This is a genomic window from Kitasatospora sp. NBC_01302 (assembly GCF_035976515.1).
Taxonomy (GTDB): Bacteria; Actinomycetota; Actinomycetes; order Streptomycetales; family Streptomycetaceae; genus Kitasatospora.
In genome coordinates, this window is record NZ_CP108404.1 from 8,883,979 (window position 1) to 8,901,826 (window position 17,848).

1 protein-coding gene is annotated in these 17,848 nt (G+C 76.9%); it reads left to right on the top strand.

From position 1 onward, the window contains the following. Positions 1 to 67 precede the first annotated feature (67 nt). The gene (locus OG294_RS38765) at positions 68 to 17,839 is read left to right on the top strand and encodes a non-ribosomal peptide synthase/polyketide synthase (RefSeq protein ID WP_327071270.1); all 17,772 of its coding nucleotides are present in this window, start codon (positions 68 to 70) and stop codon (positions 17,837 to 17,839) included. The last annotated feature ends 9 nt before the right edge of the window (positions 17,840 to 17,848 follow it).

Sequence of the window (17,848 nt, forward strand, 5' to 3'; positions counted from 1 at the left end):
GGGTCTGCGGGCCGTTCGCCCGCCCTCGCTCGCGCACGCCTCCCCCCGAGCCAGAAGGACTTCACGCATGGCCGACCAGCCCGACCAGCCCGTAGCCGCGCCCAGCTCGCCGCTGGCCGGCGGTTGTGCCGAGCCGCCCGCCGGCGGCCCGGCCCCGCTGCCGGGGCACCGGACACTCGGTGCGCTGTTCGCCGCCTGGGTCGCCCGCACCCCGCACGCGCCCGCGGTCACCGACGGCCGGCGCACCTGGAGCTACCGCGACCTGGCGGCCCGGGCCGACCGGCTGGCCGACCACCTGGTGCGGCAGGGGGCCGGGCCGGACCGGACGGTGGCGCTCGTGCTGCCCCGCTCGATGGAGCTGATCGCGGCGGAGCTGGCCGTCGCGCGGGCCGGCGCCGCCTTCCTGCCGGTGGACCCGGCCTACCCCGCCGAGCGGCGGGAGCTGATGCTCACCGACGCGGCTCCCGCGGTGACCCTGGACGACCCGGCCCGGGTGCGCGAGATCCTGGCGGCGGACCGGGCGACGGGCGACGGTGCCGCCGTTGCCCGGCCCGAGGCCGACGCCGACCACGCCGCCTACGTGATCTACACCTCGGGCTCCACCGGCCGCCCCAAGGGCGTGGTGGTCACCCACCGCGGCATCGGCGGCTTCACCGCGGCCGCCGCCGAGCGCTACGCGGTGGGGCCCGGGGACCGCGTGCTGCAGTTCTCCTCGCCCAGCTTCGACGCCTCGGTGCTGGAGCTGTTCATCTCGGTGCTGTCCGGCGCCACGCTGGTGGTCCCGCCGGACGGCCCCTGGCTCGGCGAGGAGCTCGCCGCCGTGCTGGACGAGCACCGGATCACCCACGCCCTCATCCCGCCCGCGGCGCTGGCCACCCTCCCCGCCCCGGCCGACGGCACCGCGCCGCACCTGCGCACGCTGATCGTGGGCGCCGAGGCCTGCCCGGCCGCGCTGGTGGACCGCTGGGCGCCCGGCCGACGCATGATCAACTCGTACGGCCCCACCGAGACCACCATCGTCGCCAGCTGGACCGGGCCGCTGTCGGCCGGCACCGGCACGCCGACCATCGGCAGCGCACTGCCGCACACCCGGCTGTACGTCCTCGACGCCGCGATGAAGCCACAACTGCCGGGCGTGGACGGCGAGTTGTACGTAGGCGGCGATGCGGTGGCGCGCGGCTACCTGGGCCGCGCGGGCCTGAGCGCCGCGCGCTTCGTCGCCGACCCCTTCGGCACCCCCGGCGCGCGGCTCTACCGCACCGGCGACCGGGCCCGCTGGAGCGCCGAGGGGGAGCTGGAGTACCTGGGCCGGCTCGACCGGCAGGTCAAGCTCCGCGGCTTCCGGATCGAGCCCGGGGAGGTGGAGGCGGCGCTGCGCGAGCAGCCCGGGGTGGCCGAGGCCGTCGTCGTGGTCCGCGAGGACGAGCCCGGCCAGCAGCGGCTGGTCGGCTACGTCACCCCCGCCGAACCCACGGCGGCCCCCGAGCCCGGGGCGCTGCGGGCGGCCCTGGCCGCCGCGCTGCCCGCCCACCTGGTGCCCGCCGCCCTCGTCGTCCTCGCGACCCTGCCGCTCACCGCGCAGCACAAGATCGACCGGCAGGCGCTGCCCGCCCCCGCCCGCCCCGCCGCGACCGGCCGGCTGGCGCCGCGCACCGCGCCCGAGCGCGCCCTGGCCGCCATCTGGGCGCGGGCGCTGGGCGTCGACGCCGTCGGGGCGGACGACGACTTCTTCGAGCTGGGCGGCGACTCGATCCTCGCCGCCAAGGTCCTGGCCCACATCCGGGCGGAGCTCGGCACCCGGCTCACCCTGCGCGACCTCTTCACCGCGCGCTCCGTCGCCGCGCTCGCCCCGCTGCTGGACGGGCGGCAGGTCGCCGCACCGCCGGAGCCGATCCCGCCCGCCCCGCGCGAGCACCCGCTGCCGCTGTCCGGCGCCCAGCGGCGGCTGTGGTTCCTCGACGACCTGAGCGCCGGCAGCACGGAGTACAACACCGGCGTGGTGCTGCGGCTGCGCGGCACGCTGGACCCCGAGGCGCTGCGCCGCGCCCTGCAGCGCCTGACCGCCCGTCACGACTCGCTGCGCACCACCTTCGCCACCGTCGAGGGGCAGGGCGTGCAGCGGATCGCCGGGACGGGCACGCTGCCGCTGCGCACGGCCGATCTCGCCGAGCTGCCCCCGCCGCAGCGGGCCGAGGAGGCCGACCGGCTGCTGACCGAGGAGCTGGGCCGCCGCTACGACCTGGCCACCGGACCGCTCGCCCGGGCGCTGCTGGTGCGCCTGGCCGCCGAGGAGCACCTGCTGCTGCTCGGGCAGCACCACATCATCACCGACGGCTGGTCGGTGGGCGTCCTCACCCGTGACCTGGCCGCGCTCTACCGCGCCGAGGCCCTGGGCGAGCCGGACGGCCTGCCCGCCCCCGGCCTGCAGTACCCCGACTTCGCCCTGTGGGAGCACCGGCGGGACCGGGCCGAGGACGCCGCGGACCTCGCTTACTGGAAGCGCTCGCTGGCGGGCCTGGAACCCCTGCAGCTGCCCACCGACCGGCCCAGGCCCGAGCTGCGCACCACCGCGGGCGCCGCGCACCGCCACCACCTGCCGGCGCAGCTGGTGGACCAACTGCGCGGGCTCGCCACCGGGCGCGGCGCGACCCTCTTCACCCTGCTGGCCGGGGGCTGCGCGCTGCTCTTCGCGCGCTGGTCGGGTCAGCGCGACGTGGCGTTCGGGACCGTCACCAACGGGCGCGAGCGCCGCGAACTGGAGGAGGTGACGGGCTTCTTCGCCAACACGGTCGTGCTGCGCGGCGAGGTGGACCAGGCGGCCACCGTCGACCGCTTCGTCGAGACCATGCGCACGACCGTGCTGGACGCCTTCGTGCACGCCGCGGTGCCCTTCGACCGGGTGGTCGAGGAGCTGGCCCCGCCCCGGGACCCCAGCCGCACCCCGCTGGTGCAGGTGCTCGTGGTCCAGCAGGCCACCGCCGCCGCCCTGCCGCCCGCCGGCGGCCTGCACTTCGAGGAGCACCCGCTGCCGCGCCCGGAGGCCCGCTTCGACCTGGTGCTGGAGTTCGCCCCGGACGCCACCGGTGGCTGCACGCTGACGGCCGAGTACAACACCGACCTGTTCGACGCGCCGACCGTGGCCCGGATGACCCTGCACCTGCACCGCCTGCTGGCGGGCATGGCGCAGGGCCCGCAGCGCACGCTGGCCGAACTGCCCATGCTCACCGAGGAGGAGCAGCGCGCGCTGCTCGACGCCTGGAATCCGCCCGCACCCGACGGGCCGGACCGGCCGGTCGAGGGCCTGCCCGCGGAGCTCGCCCGGCTGGTCGCCGGCGGCGCCGGGTTCTATCTGCTGGACGGCGCACTGCGCCCGCAACCGCCGGGCGTGGTCGGCGAGTTGTACATCGCTGGCGGCACACCCGCGGAGGGCGACCGGCCCGGCCCGACCGCCGCCCGCTTCGTCGCCGACCCGTTCGGCCGCCCCGGGGCGCTCATGCACCGCACCGGGGAGCTGGCGCGCTGGACCCCCGGGCGCGGACTGGAGTACGTCGGCCGGGCCGACCGGCAGGCCCGGGTCCGCGGCCTCGGCATCGACCTCGGCGAGGTGGAGCAGGCGCTGCGCGGGTGTGCGGGCGTGTCGCAGGCGGCTGCCGCCGTGCTGGCCGACGAGGCCGGCAGGCGCCTGGTCGGCTACGTCGTCCCGGCCCCGCGGAGCGTCCTCGACCCCGAGAGCGTGCGCCGGGCGCTGGGGCACACCCTGCCCGACCACCTGGTCCCCGGCACCGTCGTGGTGCTGCCCGCGCTGCCGCTCGACGCCGGCGGCGCCCTGGACCGCGGCCGGCTGCCCGACCCGGGACCGGCCGTGCGCACCGTGCGGCACGTCGCCCCCCGCACCCCCACCGAGCAGGCCTTCAGCACCATCTGGGCCGAGATCCTGCAGCTGGAACGGGTCGGCGCGGACGACAACTTCTTCGAACTCGGCGGCGACTCGATCCTGAGCATCCAGGTGGTGGCCCGCGCCCGGCAGGCGGGCCTGCAGGTGACCTCCCGGGACCTCTACCGCCACCAGACGCTCGCCGCCCTCGCCCGGTGCGCGGAGGCGGCGGGCAGCCGGCAGCCGGCCGCTGCCGCCGTGGTGGCCGCCGACGGACCGAGCCCGCTGACCCCCATCCAGCGCTGGTGGTTCGACAACGCCGCAGGCCGGGCCGGCCACTTCGCCCAGGCGCTCTCCCTGCGACTGCCCGAGGAGGTGGACCCGGCTGCCCTGGAGGAGGCGCTGAACGACCTGCTCGCCCACCACGACGCGCTGCGCTCCGCCTTCCCGAACGACGTCCCGCCCGCCTTTTCGAACGACGCCCCGCCCGCCGCCGACGCGCAGCCGCGAGCCGACCGCGGTGCCGACGGTGTGCGGTGGCGGATCGAGGACCGGGCGCCCCGGATCGCCCTGCCGCGCCACACCGGCCCCGACACCGACACCCCGCACTTCGGCCCCTTCGACCTGGAGCACGGCCCGCTGCTGCGCGCCGTGCTGCACGAGCGGGGCGCCGGCCGCGCGCCGGTCCTGCACCTGGCGGTGCACCACCTGGTGGTCGACGGCGTCTCCTGGCGGGTGCTGCTGGAGGACCTGGAGACCGCCTACCGCGCCCGTCGCGCGGGCCGCGACGGTGCGGCGGCGCTGCCCGCGAAGTCCTCGCCGCTGCGGCACTGGGCCCGGCGGCTGGCGGACCACGCGGCCGAGGGCGGCTTCGCGGACGAGCGGGCCTACTGGGAGCAGGCCGTCCCCGAGGCGATCGCGCCCCTGCCGACGGACCTGGACGCTGCCGACACCTACGCCTCGGCCCGCTCGGTGACCGTGCGGCTCAGCCCCGCCGACACCGCCGTCCTGCTGCGCACCCTGCCCGACACCTACCGCACCCAGGTCAACGACGTGCTGCTCAGCGCGCTGGGCCGGGCGCTGTGCGCCGCCGACGGGCCGCAGACGGTGGTGGTAGACGTCGAGGGGCACGGCCGGGAGGAACTCTTCCCCGACCTCGACCTCAGCCGCACGGTCGGCTGGTTCACCACCCGCCACCCCGTCGCCCTGGCCGTGCCCGAGCACGCGCAGTGGGACGCCGTCCTCAAGCAGGTCAAGGAGCAGCTGCGCGCGGTCCCGCGGCACGGCCTGGGCTTCGAGGCCCAGCTGCGGCTGGGCCGGCCGGAGTCGGCGCCCAGAGTCGCGCCCGCCCGGATCAGCTTCAACTACCTGGGGCGCCTCGGGTTCGGTGCGGACCCCGCGGGGCTGTTCCGCGGTACCTTCCGGCCGCTGGAGCTGGACGCCGACCCGCTGACGGTCCGTCCGCACGCCCTGGAGGTGGTCGGCCACCTGGACGGTGACGCGCTGGAGTTCACCTGGTTCTACTCCGAGCAGCTGCACCGGCAGGCCACCGTCGAGGCGCTGGCCGCACGGTTCGCCGAGGCGCTGGCCGACCTGGCCGGGTACGCCGCGCAGCCGGGCACGGGCGGGCGCACCCCGTCCGACTTCCCGCTCGCCCGGCTCGACCAGGCCGCGGTGGACCGGATCACGGCGGACGACCCGGGTGCGGTGGCGGACCTCTACCCGCTGACACCGACCCAGTCCGGCATGCTCTTCCACGGCCTGGCCCAGGAGGACAGCGGCGTCTACTTCCAGCAGCTGACCTTCGTCCTGGACGGCGTCGGCGACCCGCACGCGCTGGCCGCGGCCTGGCAGCAGGTCAGCGACCGCACCGAGGTCCTGCGCGCCCGCGTCCGCTGGCAGGACGTGCCCGAGCCGCTGCTGGTGGTGCAGCGCCGGGCGCCGCTGCCGGTCACCCACCTGGACTGGCGCGAGCTGTCCGAGGACGAGCGGGGCGCCCGGCTGGCCGAGCTGCTGGACCGCGACCGGGCGCGCGGCATCGACCTGGCGCAGGCCCCGCTGCAGCGCCTGGTGCTCGCCCGGACCGGTGAGCGCGGCGTGCGGGTGGTGTGGTCCTTCCACCACCTGGTGCTGGACGGCTGGAGCCTGTTCCAGGTGCTCTCCGACGTCTTCGCCGCCCACGCGGCGCTGCCCAGGGCGGCGAGCCTGCCCGAGCGCCGCCCGTACGGTGATTACGTGGCCTGGCTGCGCGAGCGCGACTGGGCGCGGGCCGAGCGGCACTGGCAGCAGCGCCTGGCCGGCCTGACCGAGGCCACCGCGCTGCCCTTCGACCGCGAGCCGCGCCACAGCCACCGCGCGGAGTCCACCCAGGCGGTGAGGGTCACGCTGCCGGCGGCCGGCACCCGGGCGCTGGAGCAGCTCGCCAAGCGCTCCGGCCTCACGCTGAACACCCTGGTCCAGGGCGCCTGGGCACTGCTGCTGGGCCGTCAGGCAGGCCGGGACGAGGTGGTGTTCGGCACCACCGTCTCGGGCCGTCCGGACGAGCTGGCCGGCGCCGAGGCGATGACCGGCCTGTTCATCACCACCCTGCCCACCCGGGTCGCGGTGCCGGGCGAGGGCACCCTGCTCGACTGGCTGCGCACCCTGCAGCGCGAGCAGAGCGAGGACCGCCGCTTCGACTTCGTCCCGCTCACCCGGATCCGCGGCTTCACCGAACTCCCCGAGCGGGTCGCCCTGTTCGACAGCATCGTGGTGTTCGAGAACTACCCAGTGGACGGGGACCTCGCCGCCGCGCACGGGCTCGCCCTGAGCGAGCTGGACGGCATCGAGACCACCAACTACCCGCTGAGCCTGGTGGCCTATCCGGGGCCGGAGCTGGCGCTGCGGCTGTGCTACGACCCGGAGCTGTTCGACGCCGCCACCGTGCGACGGCTGGCCGGCCACCTCACGGTGCTGCTGGGCGGCATGCCCGAGAACGCTCAACTTGCGCCCAAGAACGTGCCGTTGCTGACCGCCGAGGCGCGCGCCCAGGTGCTCCACGGGTGGAACGACACCGGGACCGAGCTGCCCGAGCGCAGCGTCGCCGAGCTCTTCGCCGAGCAGGTGCGCCGCACGCCCGAGGCCGTCGCGCTGGAGGCCGGCCGGCAGCGCCTGAGCTACCGCGAACTCGACGACCGCGCCGAGGCGCTGGCCCGGCGGCTGCTCGCGCTCGGCGCCCGGGTGGAGAGCCCGGTCGGCGTGCTGATGGACCGCTGCGTCGGGCTGGTCGTCGCCCAACTGGCCCTGGCCCGCACCGGCGCGGTCTACCTGCCGCTGGACGGCCGGGCCCCGCGCGAGCGGCTGCGCCGGATGCTGGACCAGGCCGGCGCCGGGTTGCTGCTCACCGACGAGCCGTGGGAGCGGACGGCCCGCGAGCTGGACCCGGAGGGGGGAGTGCTGCTGCTCGACGCGGCGGGCGCCGCGGCCGGGCCCGAGCCGGCCGGCGCGCTGCCCGCCCCCGCCGTCCACCCCGACAACGTGCAGTACCTGATGTTCACCTCCGGCTCCACCGGCACCCCCAAGGGCGTCGCGGTGCGCCAGCGCGACGTGGCCGCGCTCGCCCTGGACCGCTCCTTCGCCGGCCACGACCGGGTGCTGGTGCACTCCCCGCACGCCTTCGACGCCGCCACCTACGAGGTCTGGGTGCCGCTGCTGCGCGGCGGCACGGCCGTGCTGCTGCCGCCGGTGGAGCTGGACGCCGAGCAGGTCCGGCGCGCCATCACGGACCAGGGCGTGCGCTGCCTGTGGCTGACCGTCGGCCTGCTGCGCCTGCTCGCCCAGGAGGACCCGGGCTGCCTGCGCGGCGCCCGCGAGGTGTGGACCGGCGGCGAGGCCGTGCCGGGCGCGGTGGTGCGCCGGGTGCTGGACGCCTGCCCCGGCCTGACCGTGGTGGACGGCTACGGCCCGACCGAGACCACCACCTTCGCCACCCGCCGGGCCTACCGCGCCGGTGACGCGCTGCCCGCCGTGCTGCCGATCGGGCGCCCGCTGGACAACACCCGGGCGTACGTGCTGGACGACACGCTGCAGCCGCAACCACCGGGCATCGCAGGCGCGTTGTACATCGCCGGGGCCGGGCTGGCGCGGGGCTACGCGGGACGGCCCGGCGAGAGTGCGGCCCGCTACCTGGCCGACCCCTTCGGGCCGCCCGGGAGCCGGATGTACCGCACCGGCGACACCGCGCGCTGGAGCGAGGACGGCGAACTGCACTTCGTGGGCCGCGCCGACGACCAGATCAAGATCCGCGGCTTCCGGATCGAACCCGCCGAGATCGAGGCACGGCTGACCGCCCACCCGGACGTCGCCGAAGCCGTCGTCTCGCTCCACCAGGACGCCGGGCGCAAGCGCCTGACCGCTCACCTGGTCCCGGCCGCCGGCGCCGAGCTGCCGTCCGCCGCCGTGCTGCGCGCCCATCTGGCGGCCGAGCTGCCCGACTACATGCTGCCCGCCGCCTTCGTCGCGGTGCCGGCGCTGCCGCTGACGGCCAACGGCAAGGTGGACCGGCGGCGGCTGCCCGCCCCCGACTGGTCGGCGGCCGGCGACAGCGCCTACCGCGCCCCGCGCACCGGGACCGAGCGGGTGCTGGCCGACCTCTGGGCCGAGCTGCTGGGCGTGGCGCGGGTCGGCGTCGACGACAACTTCTTCATGCTGGGCGGCGATTCGATCCTCAGCATCCAGGTCGTCTCCCGCGCGCGTGCCGCCGGGATCGCGCTGAGCCCGCGCGACCTGTTCCGGCGGCCCACCATCGCGGCGCTGGCCGCCTCCGCCGGTAGCGCCGTCGCCGTCGCGGGCACCGAACCGGTGCACGGCGAGGTCGGGCTCACCCCCATCCAGCACTGGTTCCTCGACCCCCGCCCCGCGCACGCCGACTTCTTCAACCAGTCCCTCGTGCTGCAGGTGCCCGCCGGGACCGACCCGGCCCTGCTGCGCCGCGCCCTGACGGCCCTGTGGGTCCACCACGACGCCCTGCGCTCATCGTTCGGCACCGGGCAGGACGGCGCCTGGCAGCAGGACTGCGCCCCCGCCGAGGCCCCCGCGCCCGAGCTGCTGGAGGTCTGCGACCTCGGCGGCCTGGACGAGGCGGCGGCCGAGCGGGCCGAGGCCGAGCTGACGGCGGCGGCGCACGCGTCGTTCCGCCTGGACGCCCGCCCGCTGCTCACCGCCCGGCTCTTCACCGCCGGCGGCGCCCGCCCGGCCCGGCTGCTGCTGGCGGTGCACCACCTGGTGGTCGACGGCGTCTCCTGGCGGGTGCTGCTGGAGGACCTGGAGACCGCCTACCGGCAGGCCGCCGAAGGCCGCCCGCTGCGCCTGCCCGCCCGCACCACCTCGGTGCGCGAGTGGACGCGCCGGCTGCGCGCGCACCTCGCCGGCGGCGGCTTCGCGGACCAGCGCGCCCACTGGGAGGCGGTCGCCCGCCAGTGCGCCGTCCCGCTGCCGCAGGACGGCGAGGGCCCGAACACCATCGCCGAGACCCGGGTGGTGACGGTCCGGCTGGACCGCGAGCGCACCGACGCGCTGCTGCGCCAGGTGCCCGGGGTCTACCGCACCCGGATCGACGACGTGCTGCTCACCGCCCTCGGCCAGGTGCTGGCCCGGTGGACCGGGCGGCGCACCGTGGCGGTCGGCCTGGAGGGGCACGGCCGCGCCGACCACCTGTTCGAGGACGTCGACCTCTCCCGCACGGTGGGCTGGTTCACCAGCCTCTACCCGGTCGCCCTGCAGCTGCCCGAGGGGGACTGGGACACCGCGCTGAAGTCGGTCAAGGAACAGCTGCGGGCGGTGCCGGACCAGGGCCTGGGCTACGGCGCGCTGCGCTACCTGGGCCGCGAGGAGAGCCTGGCCGGTGCGAAGACCCCCGGCATCAGCTTCAACTACCTGGGCCGCTTCGCCTGGGCCGCCGAGGCCGCGGAGGCGGCCGCAGACGGCAGGGACGGCGCCGCCCTGGTCCGCGCCGTCCCCGGCGGCCTGGGCGGCGCGGAGGCGCCCGGCACGTCGCGCCCGCACCTGCTGGACGTGGTGGCCCGGGTCGAGGACGACGAGCTGGAGATCGGCTGGTACTACAGCAGCGCCCGGCACCGCGAGACGACCGTCGCCTCGCTCGCCGAGGGCATGCTGCACGCGCTGGAGGGCATCGTCGCCCACTGCGCCCGGCCCGGGGCCGGCGGCCGTACCCCCTCCGACTTCCCGCTCGCCCGCCTCGACCAGGCGGCCGTGGACCGGCTGGTCGGCGACGGCCGCGCGGTGGCGGACCTCTACCCGCTGACGCCGATGCAGGCGGGCATGCTCTTCCACAGCCTGCTGGACCCGCACGGGCGCACCTACGTCAACCAGGTGCAGCTGGTGCTGAACGGCGTCACCGACCCGCGCGCGCTGGCCGAGGCCTGGCAGCGGACCGCGGACGCCAACCCGATCCTGCGGACCGAACTGGCCTGGCAGGAGAGCGCCGAGCCGGTGCAGATCGTGCGGCCGCGGGCCACCGTCGCGGTGACGCACCACGACTGGAGCGGGCAGCCGGGCGAGGACGCCGAACGCGCGACGGCCCGCCTGCTCGCCGAGGACCGCGAATCGGGCATCGACCTGGGCACCGCGCCGCTGATGCGCCTGGCCCTGATCAGGCTCTCGCCGACCCGGGTGCGGCTGGTGTGGACCTTCCACCACGTGCTGCTCGACGGGTGGAGCGCGGCCCAGGTCTTCGACGAGGTGTGCGAGCGCTACGCCGCCCTCACCACCGGAGGCCGCCCGCAGCTGCCCGAACGCGCCCCCTTCGCCGACTACCTGCGCTGGCTGGCCCTTCAGGACACCGCCGCGGCCGAGCGGTACTGGCGCGAGAGCCTGGCCGGCTTCCTCGCCCCGACCGAACTGCCCCGCGACCGGCGCCCCGCCGAGGCGCACCGCGCCTCCTCCTCGTCCTCGGTGCGGGTGACGCTGGAGAGCGGGCTGTCGGCGCGGCTGCGGGAGCAGGCCCAGCAGGCGGGGCTGACCGTCAACACCGTCGTGCAGGGCGCCTGGGCGCTGCTGCTCTCGCGCTACGGCGGCGGCGAGGACGTGGTGTTCGGCACCATCGTCTCCGGCCGGCCCGCCGAACTGGCGGGCGTCACCTCGATGGTGGGCCTGTTCATCAACACCCAGCCCACCCGGGTGCGGATCGCGGCCGAACGCCCGCTGCTCGACTGGCTGCGCGAGCTGCAGGCCGCCCAGTCCGAGGCCAGGCGGCACGACTTCGTCTCGCTCGCCCAGCTCCAGTCCTGGAGCGAGGTGCCCGGCGGGACGAGCCTGTTCGACAGCATCGTGGTCTTCGAGAACTACCCGTTCGACGAGGACGCGGTGGCCCGGCACGGCCTGTCGGTCGAGTCGGAACGCGACGTGGAGCCGACCAGCTACCCGCTCAGCGTGGTGGTCGCCCCCGGCGAGGCCCTGACCGTCAACCTCGACTACGACCCGGCCGCCTTCGACGCCGCCACCGTCGAGGGCATCGGGGCGAGCCTGCGCACCCTGCTGGCGGCGATGGCCGCGGGCCTGACCGGCCCGCTCGCCGAACTGCCGCTGCTGGAGCCCGAGCAGGGCCGCGCACTCCTGCGGCGCTTCGGCGGGACGGTGACCGAAGCACCGCACGCCACGCTGCCCGAGGCCTTCGCCCGCCAGGCCGCGCGCACCCCCGAGGCGGTGGCCGTGCGCTGCGGCGACCAGGCGCTGACCTACCGGGAGGTGGCCGAGCGCGCCAACCGGCTGGCCCGGCTGCTGATCGCCGCCGGCGCCGGGCCCGAGCGCTTCGTCGCGCTCGCGCTGCCGCGCACCGCCGACCTGGTGGTGGCGCTGCTCGCCGTCCTCGGCAGCGGCGCCGGCTACCTGCCGGTGGACCCGGGCTACCCGGCCGAGCGCATCGCGTTCCTCTTCGAGGACGTGCGGCCCGACGCCGTCATCACCAGCACCGCCGGCGCCGAGCGGCTGCCGCAGGCCACGTTCACCCGGATCGTGCTGGACGACCCCGCGTGCGCGGCGCAGCTGGCCGCCGCCTCGGGCGCCGCGCTCGGCGACGACGAGCGGCGGGCCGCCCTGCGGCCGGAGCACCCCGCCTACGTGATCCACACCTCCGGCTCCACCGGCCGCCCCAAGGGCGTGGTGGTCGCCCACGCCTCGGTGCTGGCTCTGACCGACTGGGCCGCCGCCGAGTTCGCCGGCCGGGGCCTGGCCCACGTGGTGGCCGCCACCTCGCTCAACTTCGACGTCTCGGTGTTCGAGATCTTCGCGCCGCTGCTCTCGGGCGGCTGCGTGGAGATCGTCCGCGACCTGCTGGCGCTGGCCGAGCGCCCCGAGCCGTGGCGGGCCGGACTGCTCAGCGCGGTGCCCTCGGCGCTGGGCCGGCTGCTGGCCGAGGACGCCCTCCAACTGACCGCCGAGACGGTGGTGCTGGCGGGCGAGGGCCTGCCCGCCCGGACCGTGCGCCAGGTGCGCGCGGCGGTCCCCGGCTGCCGGGTGCTGAACATCTACGGCCCCACCGAGGCCACCGTCTACGCCACCGCCTTCACCTGCGACCCCGCCGACCCCGACCGCGACCCGCCGATCGGGCGGCCGGTCGGCGGCGCCCGGGCCTACGTGCTGGACGAGCGGCTGCGCCCGGTGCCCGTCGGCGCGCCCGGGGAGCTGTTCCTGGCCGGCACCGGCGTGGCCCGCGGCTACCTGCGCCGCCCGGGCCTGACCGCGCAGCGCTTCGTCGCCGACCCGTTCGGCGCGCCGGGCGAGCGGATGTACCGCACCGGCGACCTGGTGCGCTGGAGCGCCGAGGGCGACCTGGTCTACGTCGGGCGCAGTGACGACCAGGTGAAGGTGCGCGGCTTCCGGATCGAACTCGGCGAGGTGGAGGCCGCGCTGGCACGCCACCCCAGGGTGGCGGCCGCCGCGGCCCGGGTGGTGGAGCACGAGGGCCACCGCCGCCTGGTGGGCTACGCGGTCGCCCGCGACGGCGAGCTGCCCGATGCCGCCGGCTGGCGCGCCTTCCTCGGCCGCACGCTGCCCGAGCACCTGGTGCCCGCCGTGGTGGTGCCGCTCGCGCGGCTGCCGCTGGGCGCCACCGGCAAGCTCGACCGGCGCGCGCTGCCCGAGCCGCGCTGGGCCGCCCCGGCCGGCGGTGGCGAGCGGGCGCCGCGCACCGGCGCGGAGCAGACGCTCGCCGCGATCTGGTCCGAGGTACTGGGCGTGCCCGAGGTGCACGCCGACGACAACTACTTCGCGCTCGGCGGGGACTCGATCCTGGGCATCCAGATCGTCTCGGCCGCCCGCCGCGCGGGCCTGTCGCTCACCCCCCGGCACCTGTTCGCCCACCAGACGCTGGCCGAACTCGCGCTGGCCGCCGAGCACGCGCCGGTCGCGGCGGTCGCCGCCGAGCAGGGCGCGGTGGTGGGCGAGGTCCCGCTCGGCCCCGTCCAGCACTGGCTCTTCGACACCCTCGGCGGCGATCCGGCCCGCCTCACCCAGGCGGTCTCCTTCGAGCTCGCCGCCGACCCGGACGAGGCACTGCTGCGCGCCGCGCTGGCCGCCGTGCTGGACCACCACGACGCGCTGCGCCTGCGCTTCGAGGCGGCCGGCCAGGGGGAGTGGCGCCAGTACGGCAGCGCCCCCGGCGCGGCCCCCGACCTGCGGGTGCACGACCTGTCCGGCGAGGCGGACGCCGAGGCACGGCTGGCGGCGCTGACCGAGGAGCTGGCCGACGGATTCGACCTGGCGGCAGGGGAGCTGCTGCGTGCCGCGCTCTGCCGCCGGGGCCAGGACCGGCCCCCGGTCCTGCTGCTGGCGGCCCATCACCTGGTGGTGGACGCGGTCTCCTGGCGGCTGATCCTCACCGACCTGGAGCGCGCCCACCAGGCGCTGCGCGCGGGCGAGCGGCCCGACCTCGGGCCCAAGAGCACCTCGTTCCGCGCCTGGGTCCACAAGCTGGCCGCGCACACCGCGGCCGGCGGCTTCGACGACGAACTCGCCCACTGGCAGGAGACCGGGCGCGACACCGCGGGCGAGCTTCCCCGGGACCTGCCCGGCGCCAACACCGGCGCCACCGAGCGCTCGCTGACCGTCGCCCTGAACGCCGAGGAGACCCGCCGGCTGCTCCAGGAGGTGCCGGAGGTCTACCGCACCCGGGTCAACGACGTGCTGCTGTGCGCGCTGGGCCGGGTGCTGGCCCGCTGGACCGGGCGGGACCGGGTGGCGGTGGCGCTGGAGGGCCACGGCCGCGAGGAGCTCTTCGCCGACGTCGACCTCGCCCGCACGGTGGGCTGGTTCACCACGATGTACCCCCTCGCCCTGGACGTGCCCCGCCGGGCCGACCTGGGCAGCGCGCTGAAGGCGGTCAAGGAGAACCTGCGGGCCGTGCCGCGCGGCGGGCTGGGCCACGGCGCGCTGCGCCACCTGCACCCCGCGCCCGGCCCGCAGCTGCCCGCGCTGCCGCAGATCGGCTTCAACTACCTGGGCCGCCAGGACTGGAGCCCCGCCCCGGGCGGCCTGCTGCTCGGGCCGCACGGCCCGCTCACCGGCGGGATGGACCGCTCGGCACAGCGGCCGCACCTGCTGGACGTGCTCGGGCAGGTGAGCCAGGGGCGGCTGGAGTTCACCTGGTCCTACTCCGGCGAGGTCCACCGGCGCGAGACCGTGGCCCGGCTCGCGGCCGAACTGGCCGAGGAGCTGCGGGCGATCGTCGCGCACTGCGCCGAGCCCGGGGCCGGCGGCCGTACCCCCTCCGACTTCCCGCTCGCCCGGCTGGACCAGGCAGGCGTGGACCGGCTGGTCGGCACCGGCCGGCAGGTGGCGGAGGTGTACCCGCTGACCCCCACCCAGACCGGCATGGTCGTGCACGGCCTGGACGAGGCGGACAGCGGCCTCTACATCGAGCAGATCACCTTCGTGCTGGACGGCGTGGGCGAGCCGGCCGCGCTGGCCGCCGCCTGGCAGCACGTGGTCGACCGCACCCCGGTGCTGCGCACCGCCGTGGCGCTGACCGGCGTGCCGGTACCGCTGCAGGTGGTGCACCGGCAGGTGGAGCTGCCGGTGACCGAGCACGACTGGAGCGGGCTGCCGGCCGAGCGCTGCCAGGCCGAGCTGGCGAAGCTCTTCGCCGACCAGCGGGCCGAACTGACCTTGCAGCAGGCCCCGCTGCTGCGCCTGGCCCTGGTCCGGCTCGCGCCCCGGACGGTGCGGGTGGTGTGGACCTTCCACCACGTCCTGCTGGACGGCTGGAGCGTCTTCCACGTCCTGGGCGACGTGCTGGCCGCCCATGCCGCGCTGGCGCGGGGCGAGCGGCCGAGCCTGCCCGAGCGCCGGCCCTTCGGTGACTACGCGGCCTGGCTGGCCGCCCGCGACACCGACCGCGCGGTCGAGCACTGGCGCCAGACGCTGGCGGGCCTGAGCGCGCCCACCGCGCTGCCCTACGACCGCCGGCCCGAGCAGCACACCACGGCCCGCTCCGCCGACTGGCTCTCCCAGCAGCTCGACGAGGCCGCCACCGGCCGGCTCACCGCGTTCGCCCGCCGCCACCGGCTGACCCTCAACACCCTGGTGCAGGGCGCCTGGGCACTGCTGCTGTCGCGCTGGAGCGGCGAGGCGCAGGTCTGCTTCGGCACCACCGTCTCCGGCCGGCCCACCGACCTGATCGGCGCCGACACCATCGTGGGGCTCTTCATCACCACGCTGCCCGCGCGGGTCACCGTCGACGGTCGGGCCGCCAGCGGTGCCTGGCTGCGCGAGGTGCAGCAGGCGCGCGCGGAGGACCGCCGGTTCGACCACCTGCCACTGGGCGAGATCCACGCGCTGGGCGAGGTGCCCCCGGGGACGCCGCTCTTCGACAGCCTGGTGGTCTTCGAGAACTACCCGGTCGGGGACGCCACGGCCGGCGCCCACGGCCTGCGGATCCGCGACCTGGACGCCCGGGAGGCCACCAACTACCCCCTGACCGTGGTCATTTCCCCCGGTGACCGGCTCAGCGTGGAACTCGGCTACGACGCCCGCTGCTTCGAGCCGGCCACCGCCGAAGCGCTGGCCGGCCAGCTGCTGCACACGCTGACCGCCCTGGCCGCCGGCGACGGCACGGCGCGCCTGGACGACCTCGACGTGCTGCCCGCCGAGCAGCGGGCCCACCTGCTGCGCGGCACGGCGCGCCCGCCGCTCGCCCCGGCGCCCGCGGCCACCCTGCCCGCGCTGGTGGAGGCCGCGGTCGACCGGTGGCCGGCCGCGGTGGCGCTGAGCGGCGCCGGGCCGAAGCTCTCCTTCGCCGAGGCCGAGCGGCACGCCAACCGGCTGGCGCACCGCCTGATCGCCCGCGGCGCGGGCCCCGGCGACCTGGTCGCCCTGCTGCTGCCGCGCTCGGCGGACATGGTGCTCGCCCAGCTGGCGGTGGCGAAGGCGGGCGCCGCCTTCCTGCCCGTCGACCCGGGCTACCCGGACGAGCGGGTGGAGCTGATGCTGCGGGACGCCCGCCCCGCGCTGACCCTGGACGCCAAGGAGGTCGCCGAGCTGCTCGCGGCACCGCAGGGCGTGCCCGACCACCGGCCCACCGACGCGGACCGCCGGCGCCCGCTCGACCTGGACGACCCGGCCTACGTGATCTACACCTCCGGCTCGACCGGCACCCCCAAGGGCGTGCTGGTCACCCACCGTGGGCTCGCGGCCTTCGCCGCGGCCGAGGCCGCGCACTACCAGGTGGCCCCGGGGGACCGGGTGCTGGCCTTCGCCACGCCCAGCTTCGACGCCTGCGTCCTGGAGCTGTGCATGTCGCTGCCGCACGGCGCCCGCCTGGTGATCCCGGCTCCCGGCCCGCTGCTCGGCGCCCAACTCGCCCAGGTGCTGCGGGAGGAGCGCATCACCCACACCCTGCTGCCGCCGGCCGCGCTGGCCACCGTGGCGGCCGAGGCGGCGGGCACGCTGCCCGCCCTGAAGACCCTGGTGGTGGGCGCGGAGGCGTGCGGCGCCGAACTCGTGGCCCGCTGGGCCCCGCACCACCGCATGGTCAACTCCTACGGGCCCACCGAGGCCACCGTGGTCGCCACCTGGTCGGCGCCGCTGCTGGCCGACGGCGCCGCGCCGCCGATCGGCCGCCCGCTGCCCGGCACCCGCGCCTACGTGCTGGACGCCCGGCTGCGCCCGGTGCCCGACGGCGTGCCGGGGGAGCTGTGGCTGAGCGGGGCGGCCCTGGCCCGCGGCTACCTGGGCCGCCCGGGCCTGACCGCCACCCGCTTCACCGCCGACCCGTTCGGCGCACCGGGCACCCGGATGTACCGCACCGGCGACCGGGTGCGCCGCGACGCCCACGGCGAGCTGCACTACCTGGGCCGCACCGACCACCAGCTCAAGCTGCGCGGCCACCGCATCGAGGCGGGCGAGGTGGAGGCCGCCCTGGTGCGCCACCCGGGCGTCGTGGACGCGGTGGTGAGCGTGCGCGAGGACGACACGGGGCAGCCGCGCCTGGTCGCCCACCTGCTCGCCGTCCCGGGCGCCGAGCAGCCGGGCGGCGCCGAGCTGCGCGCGCTGGTCGCCCGCTCGCTGCCCGGCTACATGGTCCCCTCGGCGTTCGCGGTGCTGGAGCGGTTCCCGCTCACCGAGAACGGCAAGACCGACCGGGCGGCGCTGCCCGACCCCACCCCCGCCGAGGCGGAGCCGGCCGAGCACCTGGCACCGCGCACGCCCACCGAGGAGGCGGTGGCGGCCATCTGGGCCGAGACCCTGGCGACGGCGGTCGGCGTGACGGACGACTTCTTCCTGCTCGGCGGCGACTCCATGCGCGCCCTGCTGATCGCCTCCCGGGCCAACGACGCCTTCGCGCTCGCGCTCACCCCCCGCGACGTCCTCGTCTCGCGCACGGTGGCCGCATTCGCGGAGCTGGTGGAGGACCAGGTGCTCAGCGAACTCGAAGCCGCCGCCCACGGCGACCACGACGATGACGAACGGTGAGGAACGGAC

What these genes read in the sequence shown, in the direction of transcription:
- OG294_RS38765 (WP_327071270.1), top strand. Translation starts at nt 68, where the DNA reads ATGGCCGACCAGCCCGACCAGCCCGTAGCCGCGCCCAGCTCGCCGCTG.